Origin of the sequence: Mesorhizobium sp. B2-8-5, assembly GCF_006440675.2 — a bacterium.
In the GTDB taxonomy this organism is placed as follows: Bacteria; Pseudomonadota; Alphaproteobacteria; order Rhizobiales; family Rhizobiaceae; genus Mesorhizobium.
Map to the genome: position 1 here is coordinate 3,683,589 of NZ_CP083951.1, position 24,932 is coordinate 3,708,520.

24 protein-coding genes and 1 tRNA gene are annotated in these 24,932 nt (G+C 62.9%); 10 read left to right on the forward strand and 15 right to left on the reverse strand.

Going from position 1 to position 24,932, the window contains the following annotated elements:
- Nucleotides 1–6: 6 nt before the first annotated feature.
- Both FJ430_RS17795 and FJ430_RS17800 read right to left on the reverse strand, forming a co-directional pair.
- Complete coding sequence (locus FJ430_RS17795) at nucleotides 7–936, reverse strand: hypothetical protein (RefSeq protein WP_140708100.1); 930 nt, start codon at nucleotides 934–936, stop codon at nucleotides 7–9.
- 319 nt (nucleotides 937–1,255) lie between these two features.
- Nucleotides 1,256–1,340, reverse strand: a tRNA-Leu gene (locus FJ430_RS17800).
- Between the two features lie 440 nt (nucleotides 1,341–1,780).
- Here FJ430_RS17800 and tig point away from each other — a divergent pair.
- Complete coding sequence (tig, locus tag FJ430_RS17805) at nucleotides 1,781–3,265, forward strand: trigger factor (RefSeq protein WP_140652484.1); 1,485 nt, start codon at nucleotides 1,781–1,783, stop codon at nucleotides 3,263–3,265.
- A 176-nt stretch (nucleotides 3,266–3,441) separates the two neighbouring features.
- A complete protein-coding gene (locus tag FJ430_RS17810) occupies nucleotides 3,442–3,969 on the forward strand; it encodes a hypothetical protein (RefSeq protein WP_226891756.1) in 528 nt (175 codons plus the stop codon).
- Between the two features lie 9 nt (nucleotides 3,970–3,978).
- Here FJ430_RS17810 and FJ430_RS17815 read toward each other — a convergent pair whose 3' ends face one another.
- The gene (locus FJ430_RS17815; protein WP_181175504.1) at nucleotides 3,979–4,593 is read right to left on the reverse strand and encodes an isochorismatase family protein; all 615 of its coding nucleotides are present in this window, start codon (nucleotides 4,591–4,593) and stop codon (nucleotides 3,979–3,981) included.
- Between the two features lie 267 nt (nucleotides 4,594–4,860).
- Between FJ430_RS17815 and FJ430_RS17820 the strand changes: the two genes are divergently transcribed.
- The 3 genes from FJ430_RS17820 to FJ430_RS17830 all read left to right on the forward strand — a co-directional run bounded on the left by FJ430_RS17820 (nucleotide 4,861) and on the right by FJ430_RS17830 (nucleotide 7,034).
- Nucleotides 4,861–5,241 (forward strand): c-type cytochrome, encoded by a 381-nt coding sequence (locus tag FJ430_RS17820; protein ID WP_140708096.1) that lies wholly within the window; start codon nucleotides 4,861–4,863, stop codon nucleotides 5,239–5,241.
- Between the two features lie 347 nt (nucleotides 5,242–5,588).
- A complete protein-coding gene (locus tag FJ430_RS17825) occupies nucleotides 5,589–5,921 on the forward strand; it encodes a GYD domain-containing protein (protein WP_140646725.1) in 333 nt (110 codons plus the stop codon).
- Nucleotides 5,922–6,215: 294 nt separating this feature from the next.
- Entirely contained in the window at nucleotides 6,216–7,034 is an 819-nt protein-coding gene (locus tag FJ430_RS17830) for a DUF2189 domain-containing protein (protein ID WP_140708094.1), read from the forward strand.
- Between the two features lie 40 nt (nucleotides 7,035–7,074).
- Here FJ430_RS17830 and FJ430_RS17835 read toward each other — a convergent pair whose 3' ends face one another.
- From FJ430_RS17835 to map, 8 genes are all read right to left on the reverse strand, one after another.
- Nucleotides 7,075–7,548 carry an aminoacyl-tRNA deacylase gene (locus tag FJ430_RS17835; RefSeq protein ID WP_140708092.1) on the reverse strand — a complete coding sequence of 158 codons (474 nt, stop codon included), beginning with the start codon at nucleotides 7,546–7,548 and terminating at the stop codon, nucleotides 7,075–7,077.
- 126 nt (nucleotides 7,549–7,674) lie between these two features.
- Nucleotides 7,675–8,079 carry a cytochrome C oxidase subunit IV family protein gene (locus FJ430_RS17840; RefSeq protein ID WP_140708090.1) on the reverse strand — a complete coding sequence of 135 codons (405 nt, stop codon included), beginning with the start codon at nucleotides 8,077–8,079 and terminating at the stop codon, nucleotides 7,675–7,677.
- Between the two features lie 26 nt (nucleotides 8,080–8,105).
- Nucleotides 8,106–8,828 carry a heme-copper oxidase subunit III family protein gene (locus FJ430_RS17845; protein WP_140646729.1) on the reverse strand — a complete coding sequence of 241 codons (723 nt, stop codon included), beginning with the start codon at nucleotides 8,826–8,828 and terminating at the stop codon, nucleotides 8,106–8,108.
- 10 nt (nucleotides 8,829–8,838) lie between these two features.
- The gene (locus FJ430_RS17850; RefSeq protein ID WP_140708088.1) at nucleotides 8,839–9,543 is read right to left on the reverse strand and encodes a cytochrome c oxidase subunit 3; all 705 of its coding nucleotides are present in this window, start codon (nucleotides 9,541–9,543) and stop codon (nucleotides 8,839–8,841) included.
- Entirely contained in the window at nucleotides 9,540–11,309 is a 1,770-nt protein-coding gene (gene ctaD, locus FJ430_RS17855) for a cytochrome c oxidase subunit I (RefSeq protein WP_140652473.1), read from the reverse strand. The genes FJ430_RS17850 and ctaD overlap by 4 nt, the downstream gene beginning before the upstream one ends.
- 17 nt (nucleotides 11,310–11,326) lie before the next feature.
- On the reverse strand, nucleotides 11,327–12,214 hold the full coding sequence (locus FJ430_RS17860) for a cytochrome c oxidase subunit II (RefSeq protein ID WP_140708086.1): 888 nt from the start codon (nucleotides 12,212–12,214) through the stop codon (nucleotides 11,327–11,329).
- A 255-nt stretch (nucleotides 12,215–12,469) separates the two neighbouring features.
- On the reverse strand, nucleotides 12,470–13,231 hold the full coding sequence (gene radC / locus FJ430_RS17865) for a RadC family protein (RefSeq protein ID WP_140708084.1): 762 nt from the start codon (nucleotides 13,229–13,231) through the stop codon (nucleotides 12,470–12,472).
- Nucleotides 13,232–13,263: 32 nt separating this feature from the next.
- Nucleotides 13,264–14,091, reverse strand: a complete 828-nt coding sequence (gene map, locus FJ430_RS17870; protein ID WP_140647634.1) for a type I methionyl aminopeptidase — start codon at nucleotides 14,089–14,091, stop codon at nucleotides 13,264–13,266.
- A 169-nt stretch (nucleotides 14,092–14,260) separates the two neighbouring features.
- Here map and FJ430_RS17875 point away from each other — a divergent pair, with 169 nt between their 5' ends.
- The 4 genes from FJ430_RS17875 (at nucleotide 14,261) to FJ430_RS17890 (ending at nucleotide 17,889) form a co-directional block, all read left to right on the forward strand.
- Nucleotides 14,261–14,656: a hypothetical protein gene (locus FJ430_RS17875; protein WP_140708082.1), complete on the forward strand. Its 396-nt coding sequence runs from the start codon at nucleotides 14,261–14,263 to the stop codon at nucleotides 14,654–14,656.
- Nucleotides 14,657–14,766: 110 nt separating this feature from the next.
- A complete protein-coding gene (locus tag FJ430_RS17880) occupies nucleotides 14,767–15,003 on the forward strand; it encodes a hypothetical protein (protein ID WP_140647632.1) in 237 nt (78 codons plus the stop codon).
- Nucleotides 15,004–15,149: 146 nt separating this feature from the next.
- Nucleotides 15,150–16,124, forward strand: a complete 975-nt coding sequence (locus FJ430_RS17885) for an ABC transporter substrate-binding protein (RefSeq protein WP_140708080.1) — start codon at nucleotides 15,150–15,152, stop codon at nucleotides 16,122–16,124.
- A gap of 82 nt (nucleotides 16,125–16,206) precedes the next feature.
- Nucleotides 16,207–17,889 carry an ABC transporter permease gene (locus tag FJ430_RS17890; RefSeq protein WP_140708144.1) on the forward strand — a complete coding sequence of 561 codons (1,683 nt, stop codon included), beginning with the start codon at nucleotides 16,207–16,209 and terminating at the stop codon, nucleotides 17,887–17,889.
- 1 nt (nucleotide 17,890) lies between these two features.
- Here FJ430_RS17890 and FJ430_RS17895 read toward each other — a convergent pair whose 3' ends face one another.
- On the reverse strand, nucleotides 17,891–18,934 hold the full coding sequence (locus FJ430_RS17895; RefSeq protein ID WP_140708078.1) for an ABC transporter ATP-binding protein: 1,044 nt from the start codon (nucleotides 18,932–18,934) through the stop codon (nucleotides 17,891–17,893).
- A gap of 205 nt (nucleotides 18,935–19,139) precedes the next feature.
- Between FJ430_RS17895 and FJ430_RS17900 the strand changes: the two genes are divergently transcribed.
- A complete protein-coding gene (locus tag FJ430_RS17900; protein ID WP_140708076.1) occupies nucleotides 19,140–19,445 on the forward strand; it encodes a DUF982 domain-containing protein in 306 nt (101 codons plus the stop codon).
- Nucleotides 19,446–19,477: 32 nt separating this feature from the next.
- On the opposite strand, the gene FJ430_RS17905 is transcribed toward FJ430_RS17900, so the two are convergent.
- The 3 genes from FJ430_RS17905 to FJ430_RS17915 all read right to left on the reverse strand — a co-directional run bounded on the left by FJ430_RS17905 (nucleotide 19,478) and on the right by FJ430_RS17915 (nucleotide 24,932).
- Nucleotides 19,478–20,164 carry an aspartyl/asparaginyl beta-hydroxylase domain-containing protein gene (locus tag FJ430_RS17905; RefSeq protein WP_140708074.1) on the reverse strand — a complete coding sequence of 229 codons (687 nt, stop codon included), beginning with the start codon at nucleotides 20,162–20,164 and terminating at the stop codon, nucleotides 19,478–19,480.
- Between the two features lie 117 nt (nucleotides 20,165–20,281).
- Nucleotides 20,282–21,775, reverse strand: a complete 1,494-nt coding sequence (locus tag FJ430_RS17910; RefSeq protein WP_140708072.1) for an efflux transporter outer membrane subunit — start codon at nucleotides 21,773–21,775, stop codon at nucleotides 20,282–20,284.
- A gap of 13 nt (nucleotides 21,776–21,788) precedes the next feature.
- Nucleotides 21,789–24,932 carry an efflux RND transporter permease subunit gene (locus FJ430_RS17915; RefSeq protein ID WP_140708070.1) on the reverse strand — a complete coding sequence of 1,048 codons (3,144 nt, stop codon included), beginning with the start codon at nucleotides 24,930–24,932 and terminating at the stop codon, nucleotides 21,789–21,791.

The window sequence follows — 24,932 nt, forward strand, 5'->3', positions numbered from 1 at the left end:
TTCCGGTTATCGCTGGACACCCCCTGTCTCTGCGATAATTTTGGGATAGGGACCGATCAAAATCGTATAGCTAAAGTTTGCTGCGCCTTTTTCCTGCTTGTGTTTCGAGGGGCTGCGCACAGCCCAGTCGTAGACGCCCGAGACCATGCAGCGATCCTTAGTGCAGGTGACCACGATGCTGTCATTGCGGACGCTATATCCGCGTTCAGGCCATCGCCGGTAATAGTTCCTCTTGTTGTCAATGATCGACCTCAAGTTCGTCAGCTTGCCATAATAATCGACCGTGGGAGCGTAGGACGCCTGAATTTGGGCAAGAGCGAAATCGTCGTTGTCGCCATGATGCTCGATGAGATCCCTGACGAAGGCGACCGCAATGCTTTCCGGCTGTCTTGCGTTGGGTGCAGGAGCGGACACGGGCGCAGGATTTGGCCTCGTTAACACCTGTGAAATATCTGCCGGCGATTGGTTCGCTGCGGCATTGGTCACGTGCAACTCAGCCATTTCGCTGGCCGATAGATATCTTATGTCATGCTTACCATAGCTCGAAGCCAATTCTATCAGCTTGGGGTCCACTCCCATCTCGACCACATAGGATGTGATTGCAGCCGTTCCGAGCTGGACGCGGGCCTTCGCTTCTTCGGTGGACATCCCGTCAGCCGGTTTGAGAAACGCCCGGTGAATGCCGATGGAACTTGGTTCGGCAATACGGTGGATGCCACCCAGGAAGGCCAGTGAGCAGGCTGAAGCGCACTGCAATTGCCCAACCTGAAGCGTATCCAGCCCTGCTGCGCGGATCATACGCCCCAACCGGATAGCACCGCCGACGTTGCCACCAAGGGAGTTGAATACAATCACCTTGGCCCCGCTGCTCGCAACGGCGCGGCTAAAGCCGTTCAAGGACTCATTGGCGCTAAACTCACCGGAGACAATGAGCATTGGCCGGTGACCTGGAAGAGAAGCCGGAGTGTACTCCAAAGCTTCAACCTGAGACGCCGCCGCGAGAGCTGACCCAACCCCCACAACTAGAGAAATTACACGCACAATCTGACAGAGCTCCGACCCGCCTATTGCAAGTAAGAACCTGTTAAAGGGCTATTTCAAGTGCATCGGATGCGCAAAGCGGGATGGGCTCCGAGAGCGTGAGAGCCTTGGTTGCGCCGCCAGGAGATAGCTGCGGTCCTTCTTTGCCAAGGCTTGGGAGAGACCCCTATGTCCACTCATCTTCAGAGTGGCCTGCCACCCGAAGAGCGAAGGATGGTGCGGATGAAGGGACTCGAACCCCCACGCCTTTCGGCACTGGAACCTAAATCCAGGGCGTCTACCAATTCCGCCACATCCGCTTTCCCCGGCAATCCCATGTAGCCATCATTCTGTCAATGTCGGCGCCCAAGTCATGCTATCCGGTTAAAGCGCGTCGCATCGAAATGGATTCAGGTGACGCGCTGACGTCTTTTGATGCATGCCATTCGCCAAAAACGCCGCGCACTTTTGGGCGGCATGCATTGAAGCGAAGATAGTTGAAAATTAGCCTAGCCTGTGACAAAAGGCGTGTCGAATGTGACGGAATGTGAATTTCCGCCTCTGCAAGGTGCGAAAAGTTATAGTAAAAACAAGAACTTATTCGCATTTGGCAAGGCGCAGTTCAGGAGGATTTGAACCGCATTAGCGGTCAAATCGCCAGGTTCCGTCCCAAAAGCCATTTCCGGCAAGATCATACCGGCAGGCTGTAAACGGCTAAGAACCGTTTGGCAGTCTCATTGTTGAAAACAAAGGTTCTAGGATGCAGGTCACCGAAACGCTCAACTCCGGTCTCAAGCGCGAGATCAAGATCACCGTGCCGGCCGGTGACATGGAAGCCAAGCTGATGGCGCGGCTGACCGACGCCCGTGACAAGGTGCGCATCAACGGCTTCCGCCCGGGCAAGGTGCCGGTGCAGCACCTGCGCAAGATGTACGGCAAGTCGTTCATGGCCGAGGTCGTCAACGAGATCCTCAACGACTCGACCCGTTCGATCATCTCGGGGCGCGGCGAAAAGGCCGCCATGCAGCCCGAAGTGATCATGACCGAGGACGAGAAGGAGGCCGAGAAGATCCTGGCCGGCGGCGCCGATTTCGAATTCAGCCTCAACTATGAAGTCATCCCGCCGATCGAGATCAAGGATTTCTCCGACATCAAGGTGACGCGTCAGGTCTATGACGTGCCGGAATCGGAAGTCGACGACCAGGTCAAGCGTGTTGCGGAATCGGCGCGCAGCTACGAGCCGAAGACCGGCAAGGCCGCCGAGGGCGACCGGGTCAGCATCGACTATGTCGGCAAGATCGACGGCGAGGCTTTCGCCGGCGGCGCCGGCACCGACCAGCCGCTGGTGCTCGGCTCAAAGGAGTTCATCCCCGGCTTCGAGGACCAGCTGATCGGCGCGAAGGCCGGCGATGAGAAACAGGTCACCGTCACGTTCCCGGAAAACTACCAGGCGGCGCATCTGGCCGGCAAGGAAGCCACCTTCGACGTCACCGTCAAGGAGGTGTCGGCGCCCGGCGCGCTCGAGGTCAATGACGAGACGGCCAAGAATCTCGGCCTGGAATCGCTGGAGCGCCTGCGCGAGATCGTGCGCGGCCAGATCGAGAACCAGTTCGGCTCGATGACCCGCCAGAAGGTGAAGCGCCAGCTGCTTGATCAGCTCGACGCGTCCTACTCGTTCGAAGCGCCCTCCAAGCTCGTCGAGGCCGAGTTCAACAACATCTGGGCCCAGGTCAACCGCGACCTCGAAGCCGCCGGCCGGACCTTCGCCGACGAGGAGACGACGGAAGAAGAGGCGCGCGCCGAATATATGCGTCTTGCCGAGCGTCGCGTGCGCCTTGGCCTCGTGCTCGCCGAGATCGGCGAGAAAGCCGGCGTCACCGTGTCGGACGAGGAACTGCAGCGCGGCCTGTTCGAGCAGGTGCGCCGCTTCCCGGCAAACCAGCAGCAGGAAGCCTTCGAGTATTATCGCAGCAACCCGGAAGCCATCAACGCGCTGCGCGCGCCGATGTTCGAGGAGAAGGTCGTCGACTACCTGCTCGGCCAGATCTCGGTCGACGACGTCAAGGTCGGCAAGGACGAGCTGATGGCCGACGACGAGGAGGCCGAGACCGCGACCAAGGCGAAGCCGGCCAAGAAGGCCTCTTCGAAGAAGGCCGAGGCAAAGGCGGGCGAAGCCGCCGACGAGGCGGAAGAGCCGAAGAAGAAGGCCGCGCCGAAAAAGAAAACCGCCAAGGAAGCCGAGTAACAGCTTCCAATCCATCGATTTCGAAAGGCCGCCTCCGGGCGGCCTTTTTCGTTGTGAGGTACTCATTGTGGCGGCGCGGCAACACTGACAACTTGTCTTGATGGCCCACCGCTGGCGATACGGAGCGTTGAACATTATCTGCGCTTCATCGCATCCGCGGCTGTTTGGAGGCATCGGTGAGGCTGGGGTTCATGATGAGGGACGTGGTCGTCGCCGCGGCGCTCTTGTTTGCCGCGGGCGCAGCTGTCGCCCGCGCCGAGCCGGATCTCGGCAACTGGAGCGTTGGCGCCGGCGACGACGGCCAGATCACGGCATCGCTGCATGCCAGCAACAAGCTGATCACCGGCGGCGGGGCCTTGGGTTACAGCCCGGTGCTGACCCTTGCTTGCCGGCCCGGTGGCGAACCGCGCTGGAGCGAATGGCTGCAGCTCAACGATGCCGTTTCCGCCAGCCGCAAGATCACCATCTCCGTCGTGGTCGACGGCGGCGGCAAAACCGATGAAAGCTGGTCGGTCGGCCCGCGCGGCAGACAGCTGGTCAGGGACGGGAACGACGGCATCAAGCGTCTGGCTTCAGCGAACCGGCTGACGCTGTCGTGGCGCTTCGGCCTCCTGTCCGGACGCGGCGAGGCCGATTTCGAACTCGCGGGCCTCTCCGAAGCGATCGGACAGATCGCGGCAAGCTGCAAAACCGATCCGCCCTGATCCCACCGCTTAAAACAGGCTTTCCAGTTCTGCGGTCGTCATCACGCGCCCGAACACCTTGCCGATGATGGCGAGCGTCGCGTTGTGCGAGGCCTCGTCCAGCCCGCCATTGGCATCGCTGACGAAAGCCACCTTGTAGTCGCGCATGAAGGCGCTGCGGGCCGTCGATTCGCAGCAGATGCTCGTCACCGTGCCGATGATGATGACGGTGTCGACCTGGCCGGCGCCGCGGATGTTGCGCAGCACCGTTTCTAATTGGCTGTTGTGGAACGCATCGTAGCGGTGCTTCTTGATGATCACCTCGCCCGGCAAGGGAGCGAGTTCCGCCACGATCCTGGTGCCGGCGCTGCCTTCCCGCATGCCTTTGGCCTTCAGCCTTGGCTGGTAGGCGGTCTCGAGCGGGGAGATGTTGAAATGGTCGCTCAGCACATGCTGCGTGTAGACCACCGGGACACCAGCCGCGCGGCACAGTTCGACCACCTGCCGCATAACGGGAATGCGATGCCGCGCCATCGCGACTTCCATCACCGCGCCTTCATCGACGAAGTCGCCCTGCATGTCGATGACCAGCAGGGCGGCGCGTTCTTTGTCGAACGGCCATGGTTCGTTGCCGTGCTGAGGCATTGCTGTCTTCCTGTCGTTTGATGGCCGCCAGGTGCCCTTTATCATAAATCTGGTCGAAATGGCCGTGGGCCATCCGCCTGTCGCTCATGGCCCAAAACCTTCGCAAAGGCCGGCTTTTCTATCCATTGGGCTCATTCTGTGGTATGCAGGTGCCGCAATTCCACTGAAGAGACGCGAACAATCCGCTGTACCGTCCAGGGCACAACAGCGCGAGGCCGGTGTGGAGCGGATCCGTCCGACGTAAATGACCATCAGGGAGGAAATGCGATGCGTGCAATTGCGCTTTTCATCGTGTTGTCCGCGACGACCTTCTTCGTGAGCCCATCGCAGGCGCAGGACGCCGCCGCGGGTGAGAAGGTCTTCACCAAGTGCAAGGTCTGCCACGTTGCGGACCAGGACCAGAACAAGATTGGCCCGTCCCTGCACGGTGTCATCGGGCGCGTCGCGGGCACACACCCCAATTTCACCTATTCCGCGGCCATGATCGCGGCCGGAAAATCCGGCATCAAATGGGACGAACCCACGCTCACCAAATATCTCCACGATCCCAAGGCGATGGTCAAAGGGACGAAGATGGCGTTCCCCGGTCTGAAGGATGACCAAGACATAGCCAACGTCATCGCCTACCTGAAACAGTATTCCAAGTAGCGGCCGTTGCGGGCCCCATTAGGTGGTCGCCCGCTGAAGGAAGAGGGTCGGCAATTGCGCTGTTGAGATGTCGCGCGCCGTCTCGCTACGCCGGCAGCGCAAAGAACCCCAACAGCAGCAGGATGGCTATGCCAAGGCCGAGTATGAGAAGCGTCCGCGTATCCATGACGTTCACCTTCGCATCTTGAGAATACCGAAAAAGAACCTGTGGAGCCAGCACGCTGCCGCGGCTGGCCATTGGCCGGCGTCGGGTAGTGTCTCAGTTTGAAATCCGGCGGCCTTGACGCCGCTGTCGCGCCAGCCGGCGAACTCCTATATGCTTACCGGAAAGCAGGGAGGATAAGACCATGCCATTATACCTGACCCGGTTCAGCTACACGCCGGCCACATGGGCTAAGCTCATCAAGAACCCAGAGGACCGCCGAGAGGCGGCGAAGCAGTACATTGAATCGGTTGGCGGAAAGCTGCACGGATTCTGGTACGCCTTTGGTGAGCACGACGGCTATAACTTGTGGGAGGCTCCGGACAACGTGTCGATGGCGGCCACGGCGCTCGCGATCGGCTCGGGCGGAGCGCTGAGTTCCATACAGACGACCGTCCTTCTGACCGTGGAGGACACGCTTGCAGCATTGCAAAAGGCATCGTCGATTAAATATCGACCGCCTGGAGAACAAGCCTAGATGCCCACCGGACCTAAAGGCCAGAAGCGCCCGCCGATGTGATCGGCAATGCCGTCCGCGTCATGCGCATTGCGACCGGCGAGGAAGCCGACACTGTCAGGCGCGGCCCCTACAAAAAAGCAGCCGCCGAAATTTCAAACTGAGACACTACCCGGCGTCGACAGAGGGCGACAAATCGGGCCTAAAGGAGTATGTTGGCGCAGGTGCAGGTCGCGGTTTTTGCGTGGCCAGTCACGCAGAGCGTTAGCACCGTGAAATCCGCGACCTTGCCGGACCTGATCTGGAGGAACGGTCATGGCAAGCTTTCACGTGATTGCAGGCGCCAGCGAAACGCTGGAGCATACCAAAGTGAGAAAGATCGGCGTTTCCGATCTTTTCGATGCGCTCAGGCGCGGTGTCGACGACTTCATGGTCAAACCCTCGCACATCGTGTTTTTGTGCATGATCTATCCGCTCGTTGGCGTGGTGCTTGCCACCTGGACATCGGGAGCAAACACGCTGCCGCTGCTATTTCCACTGGTGTCAGGCTTTGCGCTGATCGGGCCACTCGCGGCGATCGGCCTTTATGAGATCAGCCGCCGGCGGGAAGCCGGGCTGGATGCTTCCTGGAAACATGCTTTCGAGGTCAGGAATTCTCCGGCGCTGCCGGCCATCGCCGCCGTCGGCATCATGCTGTTTGCAATCTTCATCACATGGCTTTTGACCGCAAAGCTTTTCTACGAGTATCTGTTCGGGCCCGAGCCGCCGGCGTCACTGTCCAGTTTCATAGCCGAGATATTCGCCACCGGGAGCGGCTGGACGCTGATCGTACTGGGTCATGCGATCGGGTTTGTATTCGCTGTGGTGGTTTTGTGCACCACCGTGGTCGCTTTCCCGCTGCTGCTCGATCGCGACGTCGGCGCCTACGAAGCCATCCACACTTCGGTGCGCGTGGTCCTGGCCAATCCGATCGTGATGGCCGTCTGGGGACTTGTCGTCGCCATTGGGCTGATCATCGGCTCGCTGCCTGTGTTCGCGGGGCTGGCGGTCGTGCTGCCAATCCTTGGCCATGCCACCTGGCACGTGTACCGCAAGGTGGTGGAACCGCAGGCCGCCCCAAGACCGGCGAACTGAGCCAAGCCTATCATGAGCACCGGCGACAGTGCCGGTGCGCTCAGTAGGCCGGGTGGCTGAACCGCGCCTGACGCGCGCCCGCCGTCAGGTTACGGAAATCCTTGCCGCTGACATGCACGAGCGTCTTGTGGTCGCCGCCCTCGAAATAGATATCGGCGGCGTCGCGCAGGCTTTCGTCCAGGATGACCGGCACGTCATAGGCCGCGCCGATCGGCGGTATGGCGCCGATGTCGCAATCATCGAAGAGCGATACCACCTCATCCTCGGAAGCGAGCCCGAGGCGCCTGTCCATGACGTCCTGCAGCTTGCCGAGTTCGATCCTGTGGGTGCTTGGGACCACGGCCAGCGCATAGCCGAGCTCGTGGTGAACGACCACGGACTTCGCCATGATGCCGCCGGGCACATGCGCGGCGATAGCGGCCTGCCGGCTGGTGGCAGTTCGATGGTGCGCGACGGTGTCGTACGGGATTTCCTTGCCGTCGATAAAATCCTTCAGTCTGTTTGCCATCGTCATTGTCCGCGTCCTTTGCTTGAGTTCACGGCGCATGCGCCAAACCAAATGGACCGGCGTCCTGCTGTTTCGAGGCACCCGCCACTGCAGTTCCGGTTGGCCGCGCTGCGGACGAGTTCGAAATGCGTATCAGGGGCCGGGCCCGAAAAACGCGATACGTGTCAGCAGCGTATAATCGGCCTCAAAGACCATCATCGTCACGAAGACCAGCACCAGTATCGGCGGCAGGATTATCGCATACATCATCGCCAGCCGCTCCCAGGCCATGTGCATGAAGACGGCGACGATCAGTCCCGCCTTGAGCATCATGAAGATCAGGATCAGCGACCATCTGAGATAGCCCTGGATGCCGAAATAGTCGACCAGGTAGGAGCAGGTGCTGAGGATGAACAGCCACGCCCAGACGACCAGGTAGAGCTTGATCGGGTGCTCCTGATGAACCTCGGCGTGAGCGACCGCTGTCGCGGCCGCATCCTGCGCATGGGCGGTGTGCAGCGCGTGTTGTCCGAGACCGTTTGCGGTTGCTTCAGCCATAGCTTCCTCTCAATAGGGACTGCCTCTCACCAAAGATAAAAGAAGGCGAAAATGAACACCCAAACCAGGTCGACGAAGTGCCAGTAGAGGCCCATGATCTCGACATTCTCGTAGCGGCCCTTGCGGCTGGTGAAGAAGCCGGGACGACCGGTGTCGAAGTCGCCACGCCAGACTTTTCGCGCCACGATGATGAGGAAGATCACGCCGATCGTCACGTGCGTGCCGTGGAAACCGGTGATCATGAAGAAGCATGAGCCGAACTGCGCGGCTCCCCAGGGATTGCCCCAGGGCCGTACCCCTTCGGTGATCAGCTTGGTCCATTCGAAGGCCTGCATGCCGACGAACGTTGCGCCAAGCGCAGCGGTCAACAGCATCAGGATCGCGGTCTTGCGGCGGTCGCGGCGGTAGCCGAAATTGACGGCCATGGCCATGGTGCCGCTGCTCGAGATCAGCACGAAGGTCATGATGGCGATAAGGATCAGCGGGATCTCCTGGCCGCCGATGCGCAAGGCAAAGACCTCGCTCGGGTTCGGCCAGGGCACGCGTGTCGACATGCGGGCGGTCATATAGGAGAGCAGGAAGCAGCCGAAGATGAAGGTGTCGCTGAGCAGGAAGATCCACATCATGGCCTTGCCCCAGGACACGTTCTTGAACGCGCGCTGATCCGAGGCCCAGTCGGCGGTAATGCCGCGCCAACCGGCGGGCCGAGGCTCCATCTGGCTGGTATGTGTCATGGTCGTCTCGGCCATCGCCGGTCTCCTAGGTCAGCAATTGTCGGCAAATTTCGATGAACGTCGCCGCCCAACCTGCCAGAAGGGCGAAGATGCCGAGCCAGACGAAAAGCAGGAAATGCCAATACATGGCGCAGAGCTCGACGCTGAGACGAATTCGCTCCGGCCGCGCTCCGCTCCAGGCACCGATGCTCGTCCTGCCAAGGCCGAACAGACCGCCCAGTATGTGCAGGCCATGCATGCCGGTGATCAGATAGAAGAAGCTGTTGGCCGGGTTGGATGCCAGCAGATAGCCGTCCCCGGTCAGCTGCCGCCATGCCATCAACTGCCCGACAAGGAAGGCAAGCGCGGTGAGCCCTGCCGTGGCAAGGCCTAACCGGACGTTGTCGATCTGGCCCTTGCGCGCGGCAACCACCGCGCATTGCAGCGCGACGCTGCTCAATACCAGCACGCCGGTGTTGAGCCAGAGCAGGCGGGGCAGCGGCAGCGGCTGCCAGTCCGGCAGGCCCATGCGCATGAAATAGGCGCTGGTGAACAGCGAGAACAGGCAGCCGACGACGGCGAGGAAGACGCCGAGACCGATCTTGGCGGTGGGCAGGGACGACCGGCCGGTGCCGGCGAAATCCCCGGCCAGACCTTGCTCCAGCCATGGCTTGGATGTCAGCCGCTGGTGCGAAAGCCACCAGCCGGCAAAGCCGGCGATCACAGCCAAGAAGACCAGGATGACGCTCATGCCTGCTCCCTTGAGGGGGCGAAGGTGCCCGGCACGTTTTGCGGGATGAAGTCCTCCTTGGCGCCTGGCACGCTGTAGTCATAGGCCCACCGATAGACGATCGGCAGTTCCTTGCCGAAATTGCCGTGCGCCGGCGGTGTCTGCGGCGTCTGCCATTCGAGTGTGGTCGCCCGCCACGGATTGCCGCCGGCCTCGCGGCCATGGCGGATGCTCCAGATCAGGTTGAACAGGAAAACCATCTGAGCGAAGCCGACGATGAAGGCCATGATGCTGATGAACGAGTTCAGATGACGGGCCGATTCCGTCATTATGGTCATGTCGGTCAACTCGGCGTAGCGCCGCGGAACGCCCATCAGGCCGAGATAGTGCATGGGGAAGAAGATCAGGTAGGCGCCGAGGAAGGTTACCCAGAAGTGGAACTTGCCGAGTGTGTCGTCCAGCATCCGTCCAGTGACCTTCGGATACCAGTGATAGATTGCGCCGAAGATCACCAGGATCGGCGCGACGCCCATGACCATGTGGAAATGGGCGACGACGAACATCGTATCCGACAGCGGCACGTCGACAACGACATTACCGAGGAACAGTCCGGTCAAGCCGCCATTGACGAAGGTGACGATGAAGGCGAGCGCGAAAAGCATCGGCGGGGTGAGATGGATATCGCCGCGCCACAGCGTCAGCACCCAGTTATAGACCTTGATCGCCGTCGGCACGGCAATGATCAACGTCGTGGTAGCAAAGAAGAAGCCAAAATAGGGGTCCATGCCGCTCACATACATGTGGTGCGCCCAGACAACGAAGCTCAGGGCGCCGATGGCGATGATCGCCCAGACCATCATGCGGTAGCCGAAGATGTTCTTGCGCGCATGGGTGCTGATCAGGTCGGAGACGATGCCGAAAGCCGGCAGAGCGACGATGTAGACTTCCGGGTGGCCGAAGAACCAGAACAAGTGCTGGAAAAGGATCGGGCTGCCGCCATTGTGCTGAAGTTGCTCGCCCATCTCGACAATCGCCGGCATGAAGAAGGAAGTGCCGAGCACGCGGTCAAGCAGCATCATCACGCACGCGACAAACAGCGCCGGGAAGGCGAGCAACGCCATGACGGTGGCGGTGAAGATGCCCCAGACGGTAAGCGGCAGGCGCATCAACGTCATGCCGCGCGTGCGGCCCTGCAGCACCGTCACAACATAGTTCAGGCCGCCCATGGTGAAGCCGACGATGAACAGGATGAGCGAAGAGAGCATCAGTATGATGCCCCAGTCCTGCCCACCCGGCGTTCCGGACATGATGGCCTGCGGCGGGTAGAGGGTCCACCCGGCGCCTGTCGGCCCACCCGGCGCGAAGAAGCTCGACACCAGAACGAGTACTGCCAGCAGATAGATCCAGTAGCTCAGCATGTTGACATAGGGGAAGACCATGTCGCGGGCGCCGACCATCAGCGGGATGAGGTAGTTGCCGAAGCCGCCGAGGAAGAGCGCAGTGAGCAGGTAGATCACCATGATCATGCCGTGCATGGTGATGAACTGGTAGTAGGCCTCCGGGGTGATGAAGTCGAACGTGCCGGGAAAGCCGAGCTGCAGGCGCATCAGCCAGGAGAGAACCAGCGCCACAAGGCCGATCGCCGTTGCCGTTGCCGAGTACTGGACCGCGATGACCTTCGCGTCCTGCGAGAAGACGTACTTGGTCCACCAGTTGTGCGGATGGTAGAGTTCCACTTCCCCAACTTCGGCGGGCGGAACGGCATCTGCGGGTGTGACGTCGACCATCGGAGCACCTCCGTGCCCTATTCTGCGGACCTCGAGAGTTTCGAGTTTGCCGCGACGTCCAAACCGGACGCCATCGTCTTTCCTGACGATTGGCTCGCCCAGCCTGTTTGCTTGGGCGTCGACAACTGCGCAAAAGTCTGCTGCTGCCCGAGCCAGGACAGATAATCCTGCTCGGCGTCGACCATGACCACGCCATGCATCAGCGGATGTCCCTGGCCGCACAGTTCGGCGCACAAGACCTGGAAAGTGCCGGTCCTTGTCGGAGTGAACCAGAAATAGGTGACCGACCCCGGGATCATGTCCATCTTTGCGCGAAATTCCGGGATATAGAAATCATGCAGGACATCGATCGAACGCAGCAGCACCTTGACCGGCTTGCCGACCGGCAGATGCAGGTCGGTGGCCTCGACCACGATATCGTCCTGGCCGTTGGGATCTTTGGGTGCGATGCCTAACGGATTGTCGGCGGTGACGTCGCGGGTGTCCGAAGTACCGAGCTTGCCGTCCTTGCCGGGCAAGCGGAAGCTCCACTGCCACTGCTGGGCGACGACCTCGATCTCGGTCGCATCGCTTGGAACGGTGACGAAGCGGCTCCAGACGAACAGGCCGGGAACCAGCAAGGCAGTGACGCCTGCCGCAGTGACGACCATGAGCCACCATTCGAGCCGCTTGTTCTCCGGTTCGTATGCCGCGCGATTGCCTTCCCGATGCCGGAAGCGGAAGACGCAATAAGCCATAAAGAGGACGACAGCGGCAAAGACGATGCCGGTGATCCAGAAGCTGATGATGATGGTGTGGTCGATATAGTCCCAGTTCGAGGCAATCGGAGTCCACCACCATGGGCTCAGGAAGTGGAACAACACTGAGCCCACAACGATTAAAACGAGTACAAGCACAACGGCCATGTCCCGTTCCTCCGGTATTGCCGGGCGCACGAAGCGTCCGAATTACCAAAGCGCATCATGCTCGATTTCCGGTTGAAATTCCAGAGCCGACTATCTTGATCGGCAAAACGTTGCTTTTGCGCCCGGATCCTCGGGCGATCGGCGGGGGGCTTTAAAGCGCGTCGCGCTGAAGCGGATTCAGGCGACGCGCTTTAAGCCTTTGTTTTCATGCATGTCGTTATCGCAAAACCGCTGCACACTTTTGCGCGACATGCATTAGATCAAAAGCAGGCCCTTCATCGAGGCGTTGCTCTTGCGGCCGATGATGATGTGATCGTGCACGGCGATGCCGAGCGGCTTGGCCGTATCGATGATCTGCTTGGTCATCTCGATGTCCGCGCGGGAAGGTGTGGGATCTCCCGAAGGATGGTTGTGGACCAGGATGACGGCGCTGGCGGAGAGTTCGAGCGCCCGCTTCACCACCTCGCGCGGATAGACCGGCGTATGGTCGACGGTGCCGGTCTGCTGCACCTCGTCGGCGATGAGCCCGTTCTTCTTGTCGAGGAACAGGACGCGGAACTGTTCGCGGGCCTCGAAGGCCATGGCCGAACGGCAATAGTCGAGCAATTGCGTCCAGTTGGACAGGACTTCGCGGCCACGCACCTCGCCGCGCGCCATGCGCTGGGCGGTGGCGGCGATGACTTTTAGATCGGTCGCGACGGTCGGCCCGATGCCTTTGACTTCTTCAAGCAAGGGTGCCGGCGCGCCGAGCACTTCGGCCAGCGAGCCGAAGCGGGCGATCAGCGCCTTGGCGATGGGCTTGGTGTCGACGCGCGGGATCAGCCGGAAGAGCAACAGTTCGAGCAGTTCATAGTCGGGCAGGGCGTCCGGTCCGCCGGCGACGAAGCGTTCGCGCAGACGGTCGCGATGGCCGTGATAATGGGGCTTTTCTGCTGCCGTGGCCTTTTTCGGCGCCGTCCTGGGCGGCTCGATCCAGCCTTCGGAAAAGAACGCCCGCTCGTCCTCGACTTTCCCCATGCTCGCCCGCTCCCCTCAGGCCTCGGCTGAAACTAGGCTGGCAGGCCGGGGCGGTCGAGCTTTTTCGGCGACAGCGTGAAGATCTCGCAGCCGGTGTCGGTGACGCCGATCGTGTGCTCGTATTGCGCCGACAGCGAGCGGTCGCGCGTGACCGCCGTCCAGCCATCGGACAGCACCTTCACATGCGGGCGGCCGAGATTGATCATCGGCTCGACCGTGAAAATCATGCCCGGCCGCATCTCGACGCCTTCATTGACGGTGCCGTAATGCAGGATGTTCGGCGCGTCGTGGAAAAGCTGGCCGACGCCGTGGCCGCAGAAATCGCGGACCACCGAGCAGCGCTCGGCCTCGGCATAGGTCTGGATCGCGGCGCCGATGGCGCCGGTGCGGGCGCCGGGCTTGATCGCGGTTATGCCGCGCATCAGGCACTCATAGGTCACCTCGAGCAGGCGCTCGGCGGCGCGCTTGATCGTGCCCACTGGATACATGCGCGAGGAATCGCCGTGCCAGCCGTCGAGGATATAGGTGACGTCGATGTTGACGATGTCGCCTTCCTTCAGCGGCTTGTTGTCGGGAATGCCATGGCAGACGACATGGTTGATCGAGGTGCAGGACGACTTGGTGTAGCCGCGATAATTGAGCGTCGCCGGCAGCGCGCCATGGTCCATGCCGAATTCGAAGACGAAGCGGTCGATCGTTTCCGTCGTCACGCCGGGCTTCACCATCGGCACAAGCTCGTCAAGGCAGCGCGCCGTGAGGTCGCAGGCCTTGCGCATGCCGGCAAAACCTTCCTCGCCATAGAGGCGGATCTGGCCGGTATTTCGAAGGGGGGCCGTGGAGGCGTCGAGATAGGTAACCATTTTTGTCCGTTTGCCGGCGTTGGCTCCAAAGGAGCCGAATGCGAAAATCTGCTCCAGATTTGGCACCGGAAGCCGCAAGGTTCAAGGACGAAGTGCGATTGCGGCGTCCATTGCGGCTTTCCTTCGGCCATTCCATCGGTTAGGTCCGTCCTGATGTCCGGAGATTGCCTTGACGGCACCTGAACGCGAAAGACCGATGCTGTTGCCGGTCAGGACCGCCTGCGCGGGCCTGATGGCGCTGCTGATGCTCGCGCTGCTGGGCTTCGCGCAGGCCGAAATCTCCGCGTCGGCCGTTTCGCTCCCGGGCGGTTCCAGCGTCAGCGCCGCTCGCCAGGGCGACACGATCGCGCTGCTCAGAACGACCGGCAAGGCGCAGGCGCTTGAAATCCGGGCCGGCCGGCCACTGCCGATAAAGCTCGTCAGCGGCAATCCCGGAGCGCTCGCGCCCGCATCCGATTTCCTGCTTATCGGCCATGTATTGCCGGCCGAAATGGGCGTCGCGCCCGTATCGGCAAGCGCAGCAGCTTCGCGCACCAACCAGCCACGCGCGCCGCCTGCCGCGTAAGGCCGGGCCGCAAAGCGGCATTCAAATCAAAGACATTCCTTCGCGTCGCGATCCGGCGACGGCCGTCGGCCGTCCGCCGGTTGCGTGCGCGTCAGTTCGGATTCCGTTCAATGCAACGCATCAAGACGTTCAAGACGCTTACCCGCGCGGCTGCCGCGGCCTCTTTTCTGGCAGTCCAGGCGGTAATCTGCATCGGCACCGTCTACTGGGCCGTTGCCGCCACCCTTCGCATGGAAGGAACGGCGGCGATCATGCTCGGCGCCATCTTCGCGCTGCCGTCGGCCTATGTGCTGATGGTGGTTACCCGCATGGCCTATGATGCCGAGACCGACCCGGCCAACCAGTAGCACCTGTGATACGGAGCAGGGGCAAGGCAGGGCGATGCGAGTTGCGTTGCCCTGTCACACAATGGTTATCCTGCGGCCTTACTCAGGTTTTCCAGCCCCGGCGCCTGCCGGACCTCGCCCAGCCTTGATCAACAACAGGTATTTCCATGCGCCAGATCGTTTTCGCCGGCATGTTGCTGGCATCCACCGTAGCGGGAGCCGCCGCCGCCGACAGCACGCTGGTGCTCTACACCAGCCAGCCGAACACCGATGCCCAGCAGACCGTCGACGCCTTCATGGCGAAGAACCCGGGGATTAAGGTCGACTGGGTGCGCGACGGGACGCCGAAGATTCTGGCCAAGCTGCATGCCGAGATCGAGGCCGGCCAGCCGCAGGCCGACGTGCTGCTGATCGCCGATGTCGTGACCATGGAAGGCCTGAAGAAGGAAGGCCGGCTGCTCGCCTATCCGGAGGCCAAGGTCGACGGCCTCGACGCGGCGCTCTACGACAAGGACAAGACCTATTTCTCGACCAAGCTGATCACCACCGGCATCGTCTACAACACCAAGGCGCCTTTCGTGCCGACAAGCTGGGAAGACCTGAAGAAGCCGGAAGCCAAGGGCCTGATCGCGATGCCCAGTCCGCTGACCTCGGGCGCGGCGATGATCCACACGGTGACGCTGACCGGCAAGCTGCCGGAGGGTTGGGACTATTATGGCGCGCTCGCCAAGAACGGCGCGCAGGCCAGCGGCGGCAATGGCGACGTGCTGAAGGCCGTCAGCGGCGGCGACAAGCTGTTCGGCATGATCGTCGACTACATGCCGATCCGCGAGAAGGCCAAGGGCGCGCCGGTAGAGTTCGTCTTCCCGAAGGAAGGCGTGTCCGCCGTCACCGAACCGGTCGCTATCCTATCCACCGCCAAGAACAAGGAAGCCGCCAAGGCCTTCGTCGATTTCCTCTTGTCGAAGGACGGGCAGGAAGTGGCGGCCAAGATGGGCTACATCCCGGCCCGTGCCGACGTCGCGCTGCCGGCCGGCTATCCGGACCGCGCCTCGATCAAGGTGCTCGACTATGATGCGGCGGCCGCGCTCGCCAATGATGCCCAGAACAAGGAAAAGTTCAGCGCGGTGATGAGCCAGTAAGCGGCCCGGAAGGGAAACTTTGGCCTCCGCGGAACATCACATCGCCAGGCGGGGCGTGGCGTCGCCGCGGGCCGACGGCTTCATGACGTCAGGCCCGATATTCGGCCAGCGTCTGTCGGCGCTGGCCGTCCTGCTGGTCATCGCCGTGCTCTGCCTGTTGCCGATGGCGCGTCTCGTGCTTGCGGCGATCGCGCCGGGCGGCGAGACCGATTTCGCCGCCTTCGCCGGGCGGCTTGCCAGCTCTGCCGCGCTCAAGGCGATGTGGCACACGCTGGACACGGCTTTTTTCGGCGCGCTGCTGGCGCTTTGCCTCGGCATTCCGTTCGCCGTCGCGGTGACGATGACCGATCTGCCGGGACGAAAGATCCTCGGGTTTCTTCTGCTTTTGCCGCTGATGATCGCGCCGCAGGTCACCGCGCTCGCCTGGCTGCATCTCTTCGGCCCATCGAGCACGCTGCTCGGTATGCTTGGGCTGGCGCCTGCGCCCGGGACCGGCAATCCCATGCTTGGCCGTGGCGGCATCATCCTTCTCTATGGCGTCCAGCATGCGCCGATCGTGTTCATCACCATGCGGGCAGGGCTGTCGCGCGTGCCGCGCGATCTGGTCGAGGCGGCGCGCTCCTGCGGCGAGCGGCCGCTCGGCGTATTGCGGACCATCGTACTGCCCGTCGTGCGGCCCTATGTGGTGGCCGCCGCGGCGCTTGCCTTCGTCTCGGGCGTCGGCAATTTCGGCATACCGGCGCTGCTCGGCATGCCCGTCAACTATCTGACGCTGCCAACTTTGATCTATCAGGACCTGTCGAGTTTTGGCCCGAGCGTGTTGCCGCAGATCGCGGCGCTGTCGGTGCTGGTCGGCGCCCTGGCGCTGGCCGGCATGGTCTTCCAGTCGCTGGCGCTGCGCGGCACCGGGCATCGCATCGTTGCCGGCACGCCGGCGCAATTCGAGCTCGGAGGCTTGCGCATGCCGCTCGCCGGCGCGGGCTGGCTTGTCATCGGCCTGATCCTCATTCTGCCGGCCTGCGCGTTGCTGGCGACGTCGCTGGTGCCGTCCTTCGGCGTGCCGCTCAGTCCGCGGACGGCAACGATCGCCAACTATGTGGAAGTGCTTGTCCGGCAGGCGTCCACGGCGCGGGCCTTCCGCAATTCACTGCTCTTTGCCGGCGGCGCGGCGCTTATCCTCGCCCTTGGCGTCATTCCGATGGCCGCGCGGCTCGAACGTTTCGACAAGCGCTGGCGGCGTGTGCTCGGCGGCATCGTCGACCTGCCTTACACGATCCCCGGCGTGGTGCTGGCGATCGCCTGCATCCTTTTGTTCTTGCGGCCGCTGCCGCTGATCGGCAGCCTCTATGCGACCGCGTCGATCATCCTCGTCGCCTATGCGATGCGCTTCCTGACGCTGGCAATGAAACCGGTGACGACGGCCGTCGGGCAGATTCCGCGTGATCTCGAAGAGGCGGCGGCGGTGTCCGGCGCTGGTCCGTTCCGGCGGCTCGCAACGATCACCGCGCCGCTCGCGGCGCCCGCGGCCGTTGCGGGCGGGCTGCTGGTGTTCATGAGTGCTTTCAACGAGTTGACGGTCTCGGCGCTGCTGTGGTCGAGCGGCAAGGAAACGCTCGGCGTCGTGCTGTTCAGCCTGGAAGAGGCCGGGCTCGGCACGCAGGCAGCGGCAATCGCGGTATCCACGATCATCGTCGTGATCGCGCTGCTTCTGGCGCTTGATCGGTTCGGGCGCCGCTTGCCGGCCGGCGTGTTGCCCTGGCGCTAAATCAGGCGCTCGGCACCACCCAAGCGTCCGACACGGCGACATGCACGCGCTGTCCCGCCGCCAGTGCCTCCGCGCTGTCGACGAGCAGGTGCTGGCCGGGCTCGGCGAGCGCCAGCCGCACTTCATGCACCGGCCCGCGGTAGACGCTGTCCAGCACCGTCGCGGGCAGTCCCTCGGCCGCGATGCGCAAGGCTTCCGGGCGTAGCAGGACCTTGACCGCACCGGCCGGTTTGTCGTGGCTGCGCGCCGTGAGCCGGTGGCCGGCGATATCGATGATCGAGGCTTTGTCCGAATGGCCGACGGTGTTGCCTGAGACCAGGCTGCCGCGACCGACGAAACCAGCAACAGCGGCGTCGGCGGGAGAGCGATAGATTTCCCGTGGGGGTGCTGCCTGCAGCAGTCGGCCTTTGCTCATCACAGCGACGCGGTCGGCAAGCGCCAGGGCCTCGGCCTGGTCATGCGTGACATAGACGATGGTCGCGCCGGTGCGGCGATGGATATCGCGGAAGGCGTCGACCATGGCCGCGCGCAGATGCATGTCGAGATTGGCGAGCGGCTCGTCGAACAGGATGATGCCTGACTCGGCGACCAGGCAGCGGGCCAGCGCGACGCGCTGCCGCTGACCGCCCGACAACTCGTCGATGCGGCGCTTGGCGAAACCGCCGAGGCCGACGATATCGAGGACCGAAGCGACGCGGGCAGGGATGGCGGCGGAGGGAACATGCCTGGCCTTCAGCGGATAGGCGACGTTTTCGGCGACATCCATATGCGGCCACAGCGCGTAGGATTGGAAAACGACGCCGACATTGCGCGCCTCCGGCGGCAGCTGCCGCTTCGGGTCGGCGACAAGCGCATCGCCAAGGAAAACGCGGCCTTCGCTCGGCGCCTCGAAGCCGGCGATCAACCGCAGCATCGTCGTCTTGCCGCAGCCGGAAGGGCCGAGCAGCGCCGTGAAAGATCCCTGCGGAAAGGCCAGCGAAACGCCGTCCAGCGGGGTGGTGCCGCTATAGCGCTTGACCAGAGACTCGACCCGGATTTCGCTCATTTTTTCGCCCGCGGCAGCTGTGATGGCCGGCAATACGGTGGAAATCCGGCATTGGCAATGCAGCCGGTATCGATCCGGACTGACGCCGATCCGCCGCACCGACTCTTCATCGCACTGAGGTCACATTTGCGAGTCAGAAGGCCGCAAAAGCAACTTTTCACATCGAGCGGCGTTGCTCCGGCTACGCCAGTTCGGGAGACAGGGAATGGACAGATTGCAATTCGAGGTGCCGGTGCGCATCACGCCCGCGCCCGGCCTGCCGGTCGAGGAAATCTACAGCGTCGAGCAGGCGCTCGATTTCCTGCAGGATTGGCCGAAGCGCCGGCAGGGCAAGGTCTACGAAGCCGCGTTCAACGCCTGTTTCGGCGCGACGGTCGACGTGGCCAGCGCCGAGGAAGCCTGCCGCGCGTTCGCTGCCTTCTGCCGCGTCAGCGGATTGCTGGCGAGGGACGCGATGTTCCCCGGCAAGCGTGGCAGCGCGACAGGGACGTATCGCGAGGCGCGCGCTTAAAGCGCGGCGCGCTTTGAGCCTTTGCAACTGGTTCAGCCGCCGAACGACACGCCACGATAGCGCATCCCCACCTGCACGCCGCGCACGATCACACGCGACAGGATTTCCATGTCCAGCGGCATTTGCGGACGCCACACGTCGAGGAGGAGAGCGACGCGGGGCTGATCCGAGTTGTTCATAACCTCGTGCTCGAACGTGTCGTCCCATAGCATGCACTCGCCGTCGGCGATGCGCCGTTCCTCGTGATCGATCATCATGATCGTTGCCGGACGGCCGTCCGGCTGTTTCGGGATGACCAGGCCAAGATGGAACCGCATGATGCCGCGAAAAGGTCCGCGGTGCGCCGGGATGTGCTTGCGCGGGGCCAGGAATGAGACAGCTGCCGATTTGACCTCCGGGCACTCCGCAAGCAGCCGGCTCAGGACCGGCATGCGCGCGAGGTTTTCCGGGACCGTCATGTCATAGGCCTTGAGCACGAACATGCGCCAGTCGAGACCGTCGTTGGCCGAGATATCGGCCTGCTCCGGCATGATGTCGTGGAAGCGCGGCGCGTTGTTCAGCTTCGCCGCCAGCGCCTCGTCGCGGATATCCCGCCAGGCGGCGGTGAACTTCGCGGCATTGGGAAAATGCGTGCCGGCATCAAGAATGGCCGGTGCATCTATGCGTTTCTCATAGATACGGCGGACCAGATTGGTTCCCAGATCGTAGGCGCCTGACATCTCATTACCTCAACGACGCTGTTATGTAGTGGGTATATAGTGGGATATTGCTTGCGGGCATGGCTCACGGGAATTTGTTCGGGCCGTTCGTGACGGATAGGCAGCACGGCTCACCGGTCATTGCGTCTTCGATGCCAGCCGCGGACCGGTGCGGACATCGATGATTTCGGGCCTGGCGGTGTCGATCGCGCCGTTCCAGCCACCGCCGAGCGCCTTGTTGAGGGCTATATAATCGGTGGCGATCGAGACGCGGCTTTGCAGGACGGAGTCGTCGGCGGAATAGGCCGACCGCTGGGCATCGAGCACATCGAGAAGGCTGGTCTCTCCAGCCTTGTAGAGCGTTCCTTCAAGCCGCGCGGCATCGCCATAAGACTTCGCGGAGGAGGCGAGCTTGCCGTTTCTGATGCGCTCCTGCGACAGCGAAACCGTGGCGTTTTCCACGTCTTCCAGAGCCGTCAGCACGGCGGACTTGTAGGCCACGAAATACTGATCGCGTTGGGCTTTGGCGACGTCCACGGCCGCCTGCAGCTGGCCGGCGTTGAACAATGGCACGCTGAGCGTGGGGCCAAAGGACCAGCCGATGGTGGAGTTCTTGCCGAGATCGCCGAGCTTGAGGGCCGTGGTGCTGATGTCGCCGGTCAGGCTGACGCTCGGATAACGCGCCGCCTCGGCCTGGCCGATCTTGGCGGTGGACTGCGCATATTGCCGCTCGGCCAAGCGCACGTCCGGACGGGTGAGCAGGATGTCGGCCGGGATGCCGGTCGGAATCGGCAGGCGCGGCGCCGGGATCGGTCCGGCGCGCTTCAAGCGCTCGGTGAGCGCCGCCGGCGGTCGCCCGGTCAGCACGGAAAGGCGATGCACAGCCTCGGCATAGCTCGCTTCCAGGCTCGGAACGCCGGCTTCCGTGCCGCTGGCCTGTCCATCCGCCTTGGCGACATCCGCCGCGGTCGCCGAGCCGGCCAGAGCCATGGTGCGGGTGAGCTGGGCGGTTTGCCGCTGCGACGCCGCAGAGCGCCGGGCAAGCGCTATACGGGCCTGATAGCCGCGTGCTTGGACGTAGTTCGAGGTCACGTCGCCAATCAGCGTGAGAAGGGTTGAACGCAGTTCTTCTTCGGAGGCGTCCAGTCCGTAGCTCGCCGCCTCGACGCCCCTGTGGTTGGCGCCGAAGAGGTCGAGTTCCCAGCTGGAATCGAAGCCTGCCTGATACTGGCTGTAGGTCTCGCTGGCCGTCGTGCCCGCGGTGGTGGCCGAGACCCTGTTGCGGGTGGCCGAGGCCGAACCGTCGGTGGATGGAAGCAATGTGCCTACCGACTGGCGGTAGCTCGCCCGCGCCTCGCGGATCTTGGCCTTGGCGGTGGCGACATCGAGATTGCCGGCAACCGCTTCGTCGACAAGCGCGTTCAGCTCGGGGTCGCGCAGGCGCTGCCACCATTTCGACAATTGCGCCGGCTTGGCCGGGTTCGCCGCTTTCTGCCCGCTCCAGTTCGCCGGCATTGCCAGCAGAGGCTTCTGGTAATCCGGACCGACGACGCATCCCGAGAGCAGGGCAGTGGCAAGCGCGGGCAAAAAGAGCCCCTTCGCGGTCGCGAAACCGCGTTCAAAATCAAACATTTGAGAGAAACCTTTATTCCGGAGTGGCTGTGGCTTGTGTCCCGCCTATATCCTGCTTGGCCGCCTTGCCCCTGAAGATGCGGCGCACCGTGACGAACAACAGCGGCACGAGGAAGACGCCGATCGCGGTCGCCGCGATCATGCCGCCCATGACGCCGATGCCGACCGAGTTCTGCGCGCCGGAGCCGGCGCCGCTGGCGATCGCAAGCGGCGTGACGCCCAGGATGAAGGCCAGCGACGTCATCAGGATCGGCCGCAGGCGTTGTCGCGCCGCCTCGAGCGTCGCCTCGACCAATCCCATTCCGGCCGACTGCCGCTCAATGGCGAACTCGACGATGAGGATGGCGTTCTTGGCGGCAAGACCGATCGTGGTCAGCAGCCCGACCTTGAAATAGACGTCGTTGGTCTGCCCGAACAGGCTTGCCGCCGCCAGCGCGCCGAAGATACCGATCGGCACCGACAGCATGACGGCGAACGGGATCGACCAGCTCTCGTAAAGCGCGGCAAGGCAGAGGAAGACGACCAGCGCCGAAATCGCGTAGAGCGACATCGCCTGGTTGCCGGAAAGCCTCTCCTGATGCGACAGCCCGGTCCATTCATGCGAATATCCGGCCGGCAGTTGCGCGACCAGCCTGTCGATCTCGTCCATCGCCGCGCCGGAGCTTTGGCCCGCCGCCGCCGCGCCCTGGATCTCCACCGCGGCCGAGCCGTTGTAGCGTTCGAGGCGGGGCGATCCGTAGGTCCAGTGGCTGGAGGCGAAGGCCGAGAACGGCACCATGGCGCCGCCGGAGTTGCGGACCTGCCATTTGTCGAGGTCTTCCGGCTGCATGCGGAAGTCCGGGTCCGATTGCAGATAGACCGGCTTCACCCGGCCGCGATCGATGAAGTCGTTGACGTAGTCGCTGCCCCAGGCGGTCGACAGCGTGTTGTTGATGTCGGCAAGGCTGATGCCCAGCGCGCTCGCTTTTTCCTGGTCGATATCGACCGAGAATTGCGGCTGATCCTCCTGGCCGTTGGGGCGGGTGTTGGCGAGCGGCGTGCTCTTCGCGGCCAAGCCCAGCAGCTGGTTGCGCGTCTGGATCAGCGCTTCATGGCCGGCGCCATTGACGTCCTGGAGGTAGAAATCGAAGCCGTTGGTGTTGCCGAACCCCTGGATGGCGGGCGGGGCGAGCGCGAAAACCTGCGCGTCCCTGATCTTGGAGAAGGCGCCCATGGCGCGGCCGGCGACCGCCGATGCGGCGAGAGCCGGCGTCTTGCGCTGGTCGAAGTCCTTCAGCCGCACGAAGGCGATGCCGACATTCTGTCCGGCGCCGCCGAAGCCGAAGCCGGAAGCGGTGAACACGCCTTCGACCGCGTCCTTCTCCTCGTTCAGATAGTGGTTGGTCACCTCGGCCAGCACGCGCTCGGTGCGATCCTGCGTCGCGCCGACCGGCAGGGATGCGCTGGTGATCAGGATGCCCTGATCCTCGTCCGGCAGGAACGAGCTCGGCAGCCGGGCGAACATCCAGCCCATGGCGATGACGATGGCCAGGAACACGGCCAGGAAGCGCCACGACCGGTTGATGATGCCGTGCGAGCCGTCGCGATAGGCGATCGTGCCGCGATCGAAGACGCGGTTGAACCAGCCGAACGGACCTTTCTGCGTCGCGTGGTTCTTGGCCGGCCGCAGGATCGTGGCGCATAGCGCCGGCGTCAGCACCAGCGCGACCAGCACCGAGAGCACCATCGCCGAGACAATGGTGACGGAGAATTGCCGGTAGATGATGCCGGTGGAGCCGCCGAAGAAGGCCATCGGCACGAACACGGCCGACAGCACGGTGGCGATGCCGATCAGCGCGCCGGTGATCTCGTGCATCGATTTGCGCGTCGCCTCTTTCGGCGGCAGGCCTTCCTCCTGCATCACGCGCTCGACATTCTCGACCACGACGATGGCGTCGTCGACGAGCAGGCCGATGGCCAAAACCATGGCGAACATGGTGAGCGTGTTGATCGAATAGCCGAAGAAGGAAAGCACGCCGAATGTGCCGAGCAGCACCACCGGCACCGCGATCGTCGGGATGATGGTGGCGCGCAGGTTCTGCAGGAAAAGCAGCATCACCAGGAAAACCAGCACGATCGCTTCGGCGAGCGTCTTCACCACTTCCTCGATCGACAGGCGCACGAAGGGCGAGGTGTCGTATGGGTAGACGACCTCGACGCCTTGCGGGAAGGTCGAGCTCAGGCGATTGATCGTCGCGCGCACCGCCTCGGCGGTGCTGATGGCGTTGGCGCCGGTCGCCAGGTTGACGGCGACGCCGGCGGCAGGCTTGCCGTTGTAATGGGCCTGCGTGGTGTAGCTTTCGGCGCCGATCTCGACCTTGGCGACGTCGTTCAGCCGAACCAGCGAGCCGTCGGTATTGCTCTTGAGGATGATGTTGCGGAACTGTTCGGCGGTTTGCAGCCGGCTCTTGGCCGTCACCGTGGCGTTGAGCTGCTGGCCCTTGCGCGCCGGCAAGCCGCCGAGCTGGCCCGCCGAAACCTGCGTGTTCTGCGCTTCGATGGCGGTGGCGACATCGTTCGGCATCAGCGCGTATTGCGCCAATTTGTCGGGGTCGAGCCAGATGCGCATGGCATAGCCGGAGCCGAAGAGCTGCGTCGAGCCGACGCCTTCGACGCGCTTCAGCGTGTCGTTGACGGTGCTGTCGACATAATCGGCAAGGTCGGTCGAGTTCATCTTGCCGTCGCTGGAGACGAAGCCGATGACCATCAGGAAGCCGGTCGAGGATTTGGAGACGGTGATGCCGTTGCTCTGGACGACCTGGGGCAGCTGCGACTGCACCAGCTGCAGCTTGTTCTGCGTCTGAACCTGGGCCGTATCCGCGTTGGCGGCGCTGGTGAAGGTCAGCGTGATCGAAGCCTGACCGGTCGAGGTCGACGTCGCCATCATGTAATCGAGATTATCGATGCCGGTCATGCCCTGCTCGATGACCTTGGTCACCGAGTTCTCGACGGTCTGGGCATCGGCGCCGGGATAGGTGGCGCTGATATTGACGGTGGTCGGCGCGATCTGCGGATATTGCGAGATCGGCAGCGATTGCAGCGCGAGCAGGCCGCCCAGCATGATCACGATGGCGATCACCCAGGCGAAGATCGGCCGGTTGATGAAGAAACCCGACAT

Coding starts and splice junctions, on each gene's coding strand:
- FJ430_RS17905 (WP_140708074.1), bottom strand. CDS start 20,164: ATGTCAGGCGCCTACGATCTGGGAACCAATCTGGTCCGCCGTATCTAT.
- FJ430_RS17850 (WP_140708088.1), bottom strand. CDS start 9,543: ATGAGCGTCATCCTGGTCTTCTTGGCTGTGATCGCCGGCTTTGCCGGC.
- FJ430_RS17840 (WP_140708090.1), bottom strand. CDS start 8,079: ATGGCTGAAGCAACCGCAAACGGTCTCGGACAACACGCGCTGCACACC.
- FJ430_RS17860 (WP_140708086.1), bottom strand. CDS start 12,214: ATGGCCGTTGTGCTTGTACTCGTTTTAATCGTTGTGGGCTCAGTGTTG.
- FJ430_RS17900 (WP_140708076.1), top strand. CDS start 19,140: ATGGACAGATTGCAATTCGAGGTGCCGGTGCGCATCACGCCCGCGCCC.
- FJ430_RS17895 (WP_140708078.1), bottom strand. CDS start 18,934: ATGAGCGAAATCCGGGTCGAGTCTCTGGTCAAGCGCTATAGCGGCACC.
- FJ430_RS17915 (WP_140708070.1), bottom strand. CDS start 24,932: ATGTCGGGTTTCTTCATCAACCGGCCGATCTTCGCCTGGGTGATCGCC.
- FJ430_RS17835 (WP_140708092.1), bottom strand. CDS start 7,548: ATGACGATGGCAAACAGACTGAAGGATTTTATCGACGGCAAGGAAATC.
- FJ430_RS17815 (WP_181175504.1), bottom strand. CDS start 4,593: ATGCCTCAGCACGGCAACGAACCATGGCCGTTCGACAAAGAACGCGCC.
- FJ430_RS17885 (WP_140708080.1), top strand. CDS start 15,150: ATGCGCCAGATCGTTTTCGCCGGCATGTTGCTGGCATCCACCGTAGCG.
- map (WP_140647634.1), bottom strand. CDS start 14,091: ATGGTTACCTATCTCGACGCCTCCACGGCCCCCCTTCGAAATACCGGC.
- FJ430_RS17830 (WP_140708094.1), top strand. CDS start 6,216: ATGGCAAGCTTTCACGTGATTGCAGGCGCCAGCGAAACGCTGGAGCAT.
- FJ430_RS17825 (WP_140646725.1), top strand. CDS start 5,589: ATGCCATTATACCTGACCCGGTTCAGCTACACGCCGGCCACATGGGCT.
- FJ430_RS17795 (WP_140708100.1), bottom strand. CDS start 936: ATGCTCATTGTCTCCGGTGAGTTTAGCGCCAATGAGTCCTTGAACGGC.
- FJ430_RS17910 (WP_140708072.1), bottom strand. CDS start 21,775: ATGTTTGATTTTGAACGCGGTTTCGCGACCGCGAAGGGGCTCTTTTTG.
- FJ430_RS17820 (WP_140708096.1), top strand. CDS start 4,861: ATGCGTGCAATTGCGCTTTTCATCGTGTTGTCCGCGACGACCTTCTTC.
- radC (WP_140708084.1), bottom strand. CDS start 13,231: ATGGGGAAAGTCGAGGACGAGCGGGCGTTCTTTTCCGAAGGCTGGATC.
- FJ430_RS17890 (WP_140708144.1), top strand. CDS start 16,207: ATGACGTCAGGCCCGATATTCGGCCAGCGTCTGTCGGCGCTGGCCGTC.
- tig (WP_140652484.1), top strand. CDS start 1,781: ATGCAGGTCACCGAAACGCTCAACTCCGGTCTCAAGCGCGAGATCAAG.
- ctaD (WP_140652473.1), bottom strand. CDS start 11,309: ATGGTCGACGTCACACCCGCAGATGCCGTTCCGCCCGCCGAAGTTGGG.
- FJ430_RS17845 (WP_140646729.1), bottom strand. CDS start 8,828: ATGGCCGAGACGACCATGACACATACCAGCCAGATGGAGCCTCGGCCC.
- FJ430_RS17880 (WP_140647632.1), top strand. CDS start 14,767: ATGCAACGCATCAAGACGTTCAAGACGCTTACCCGCGCGGCTGCCGCG.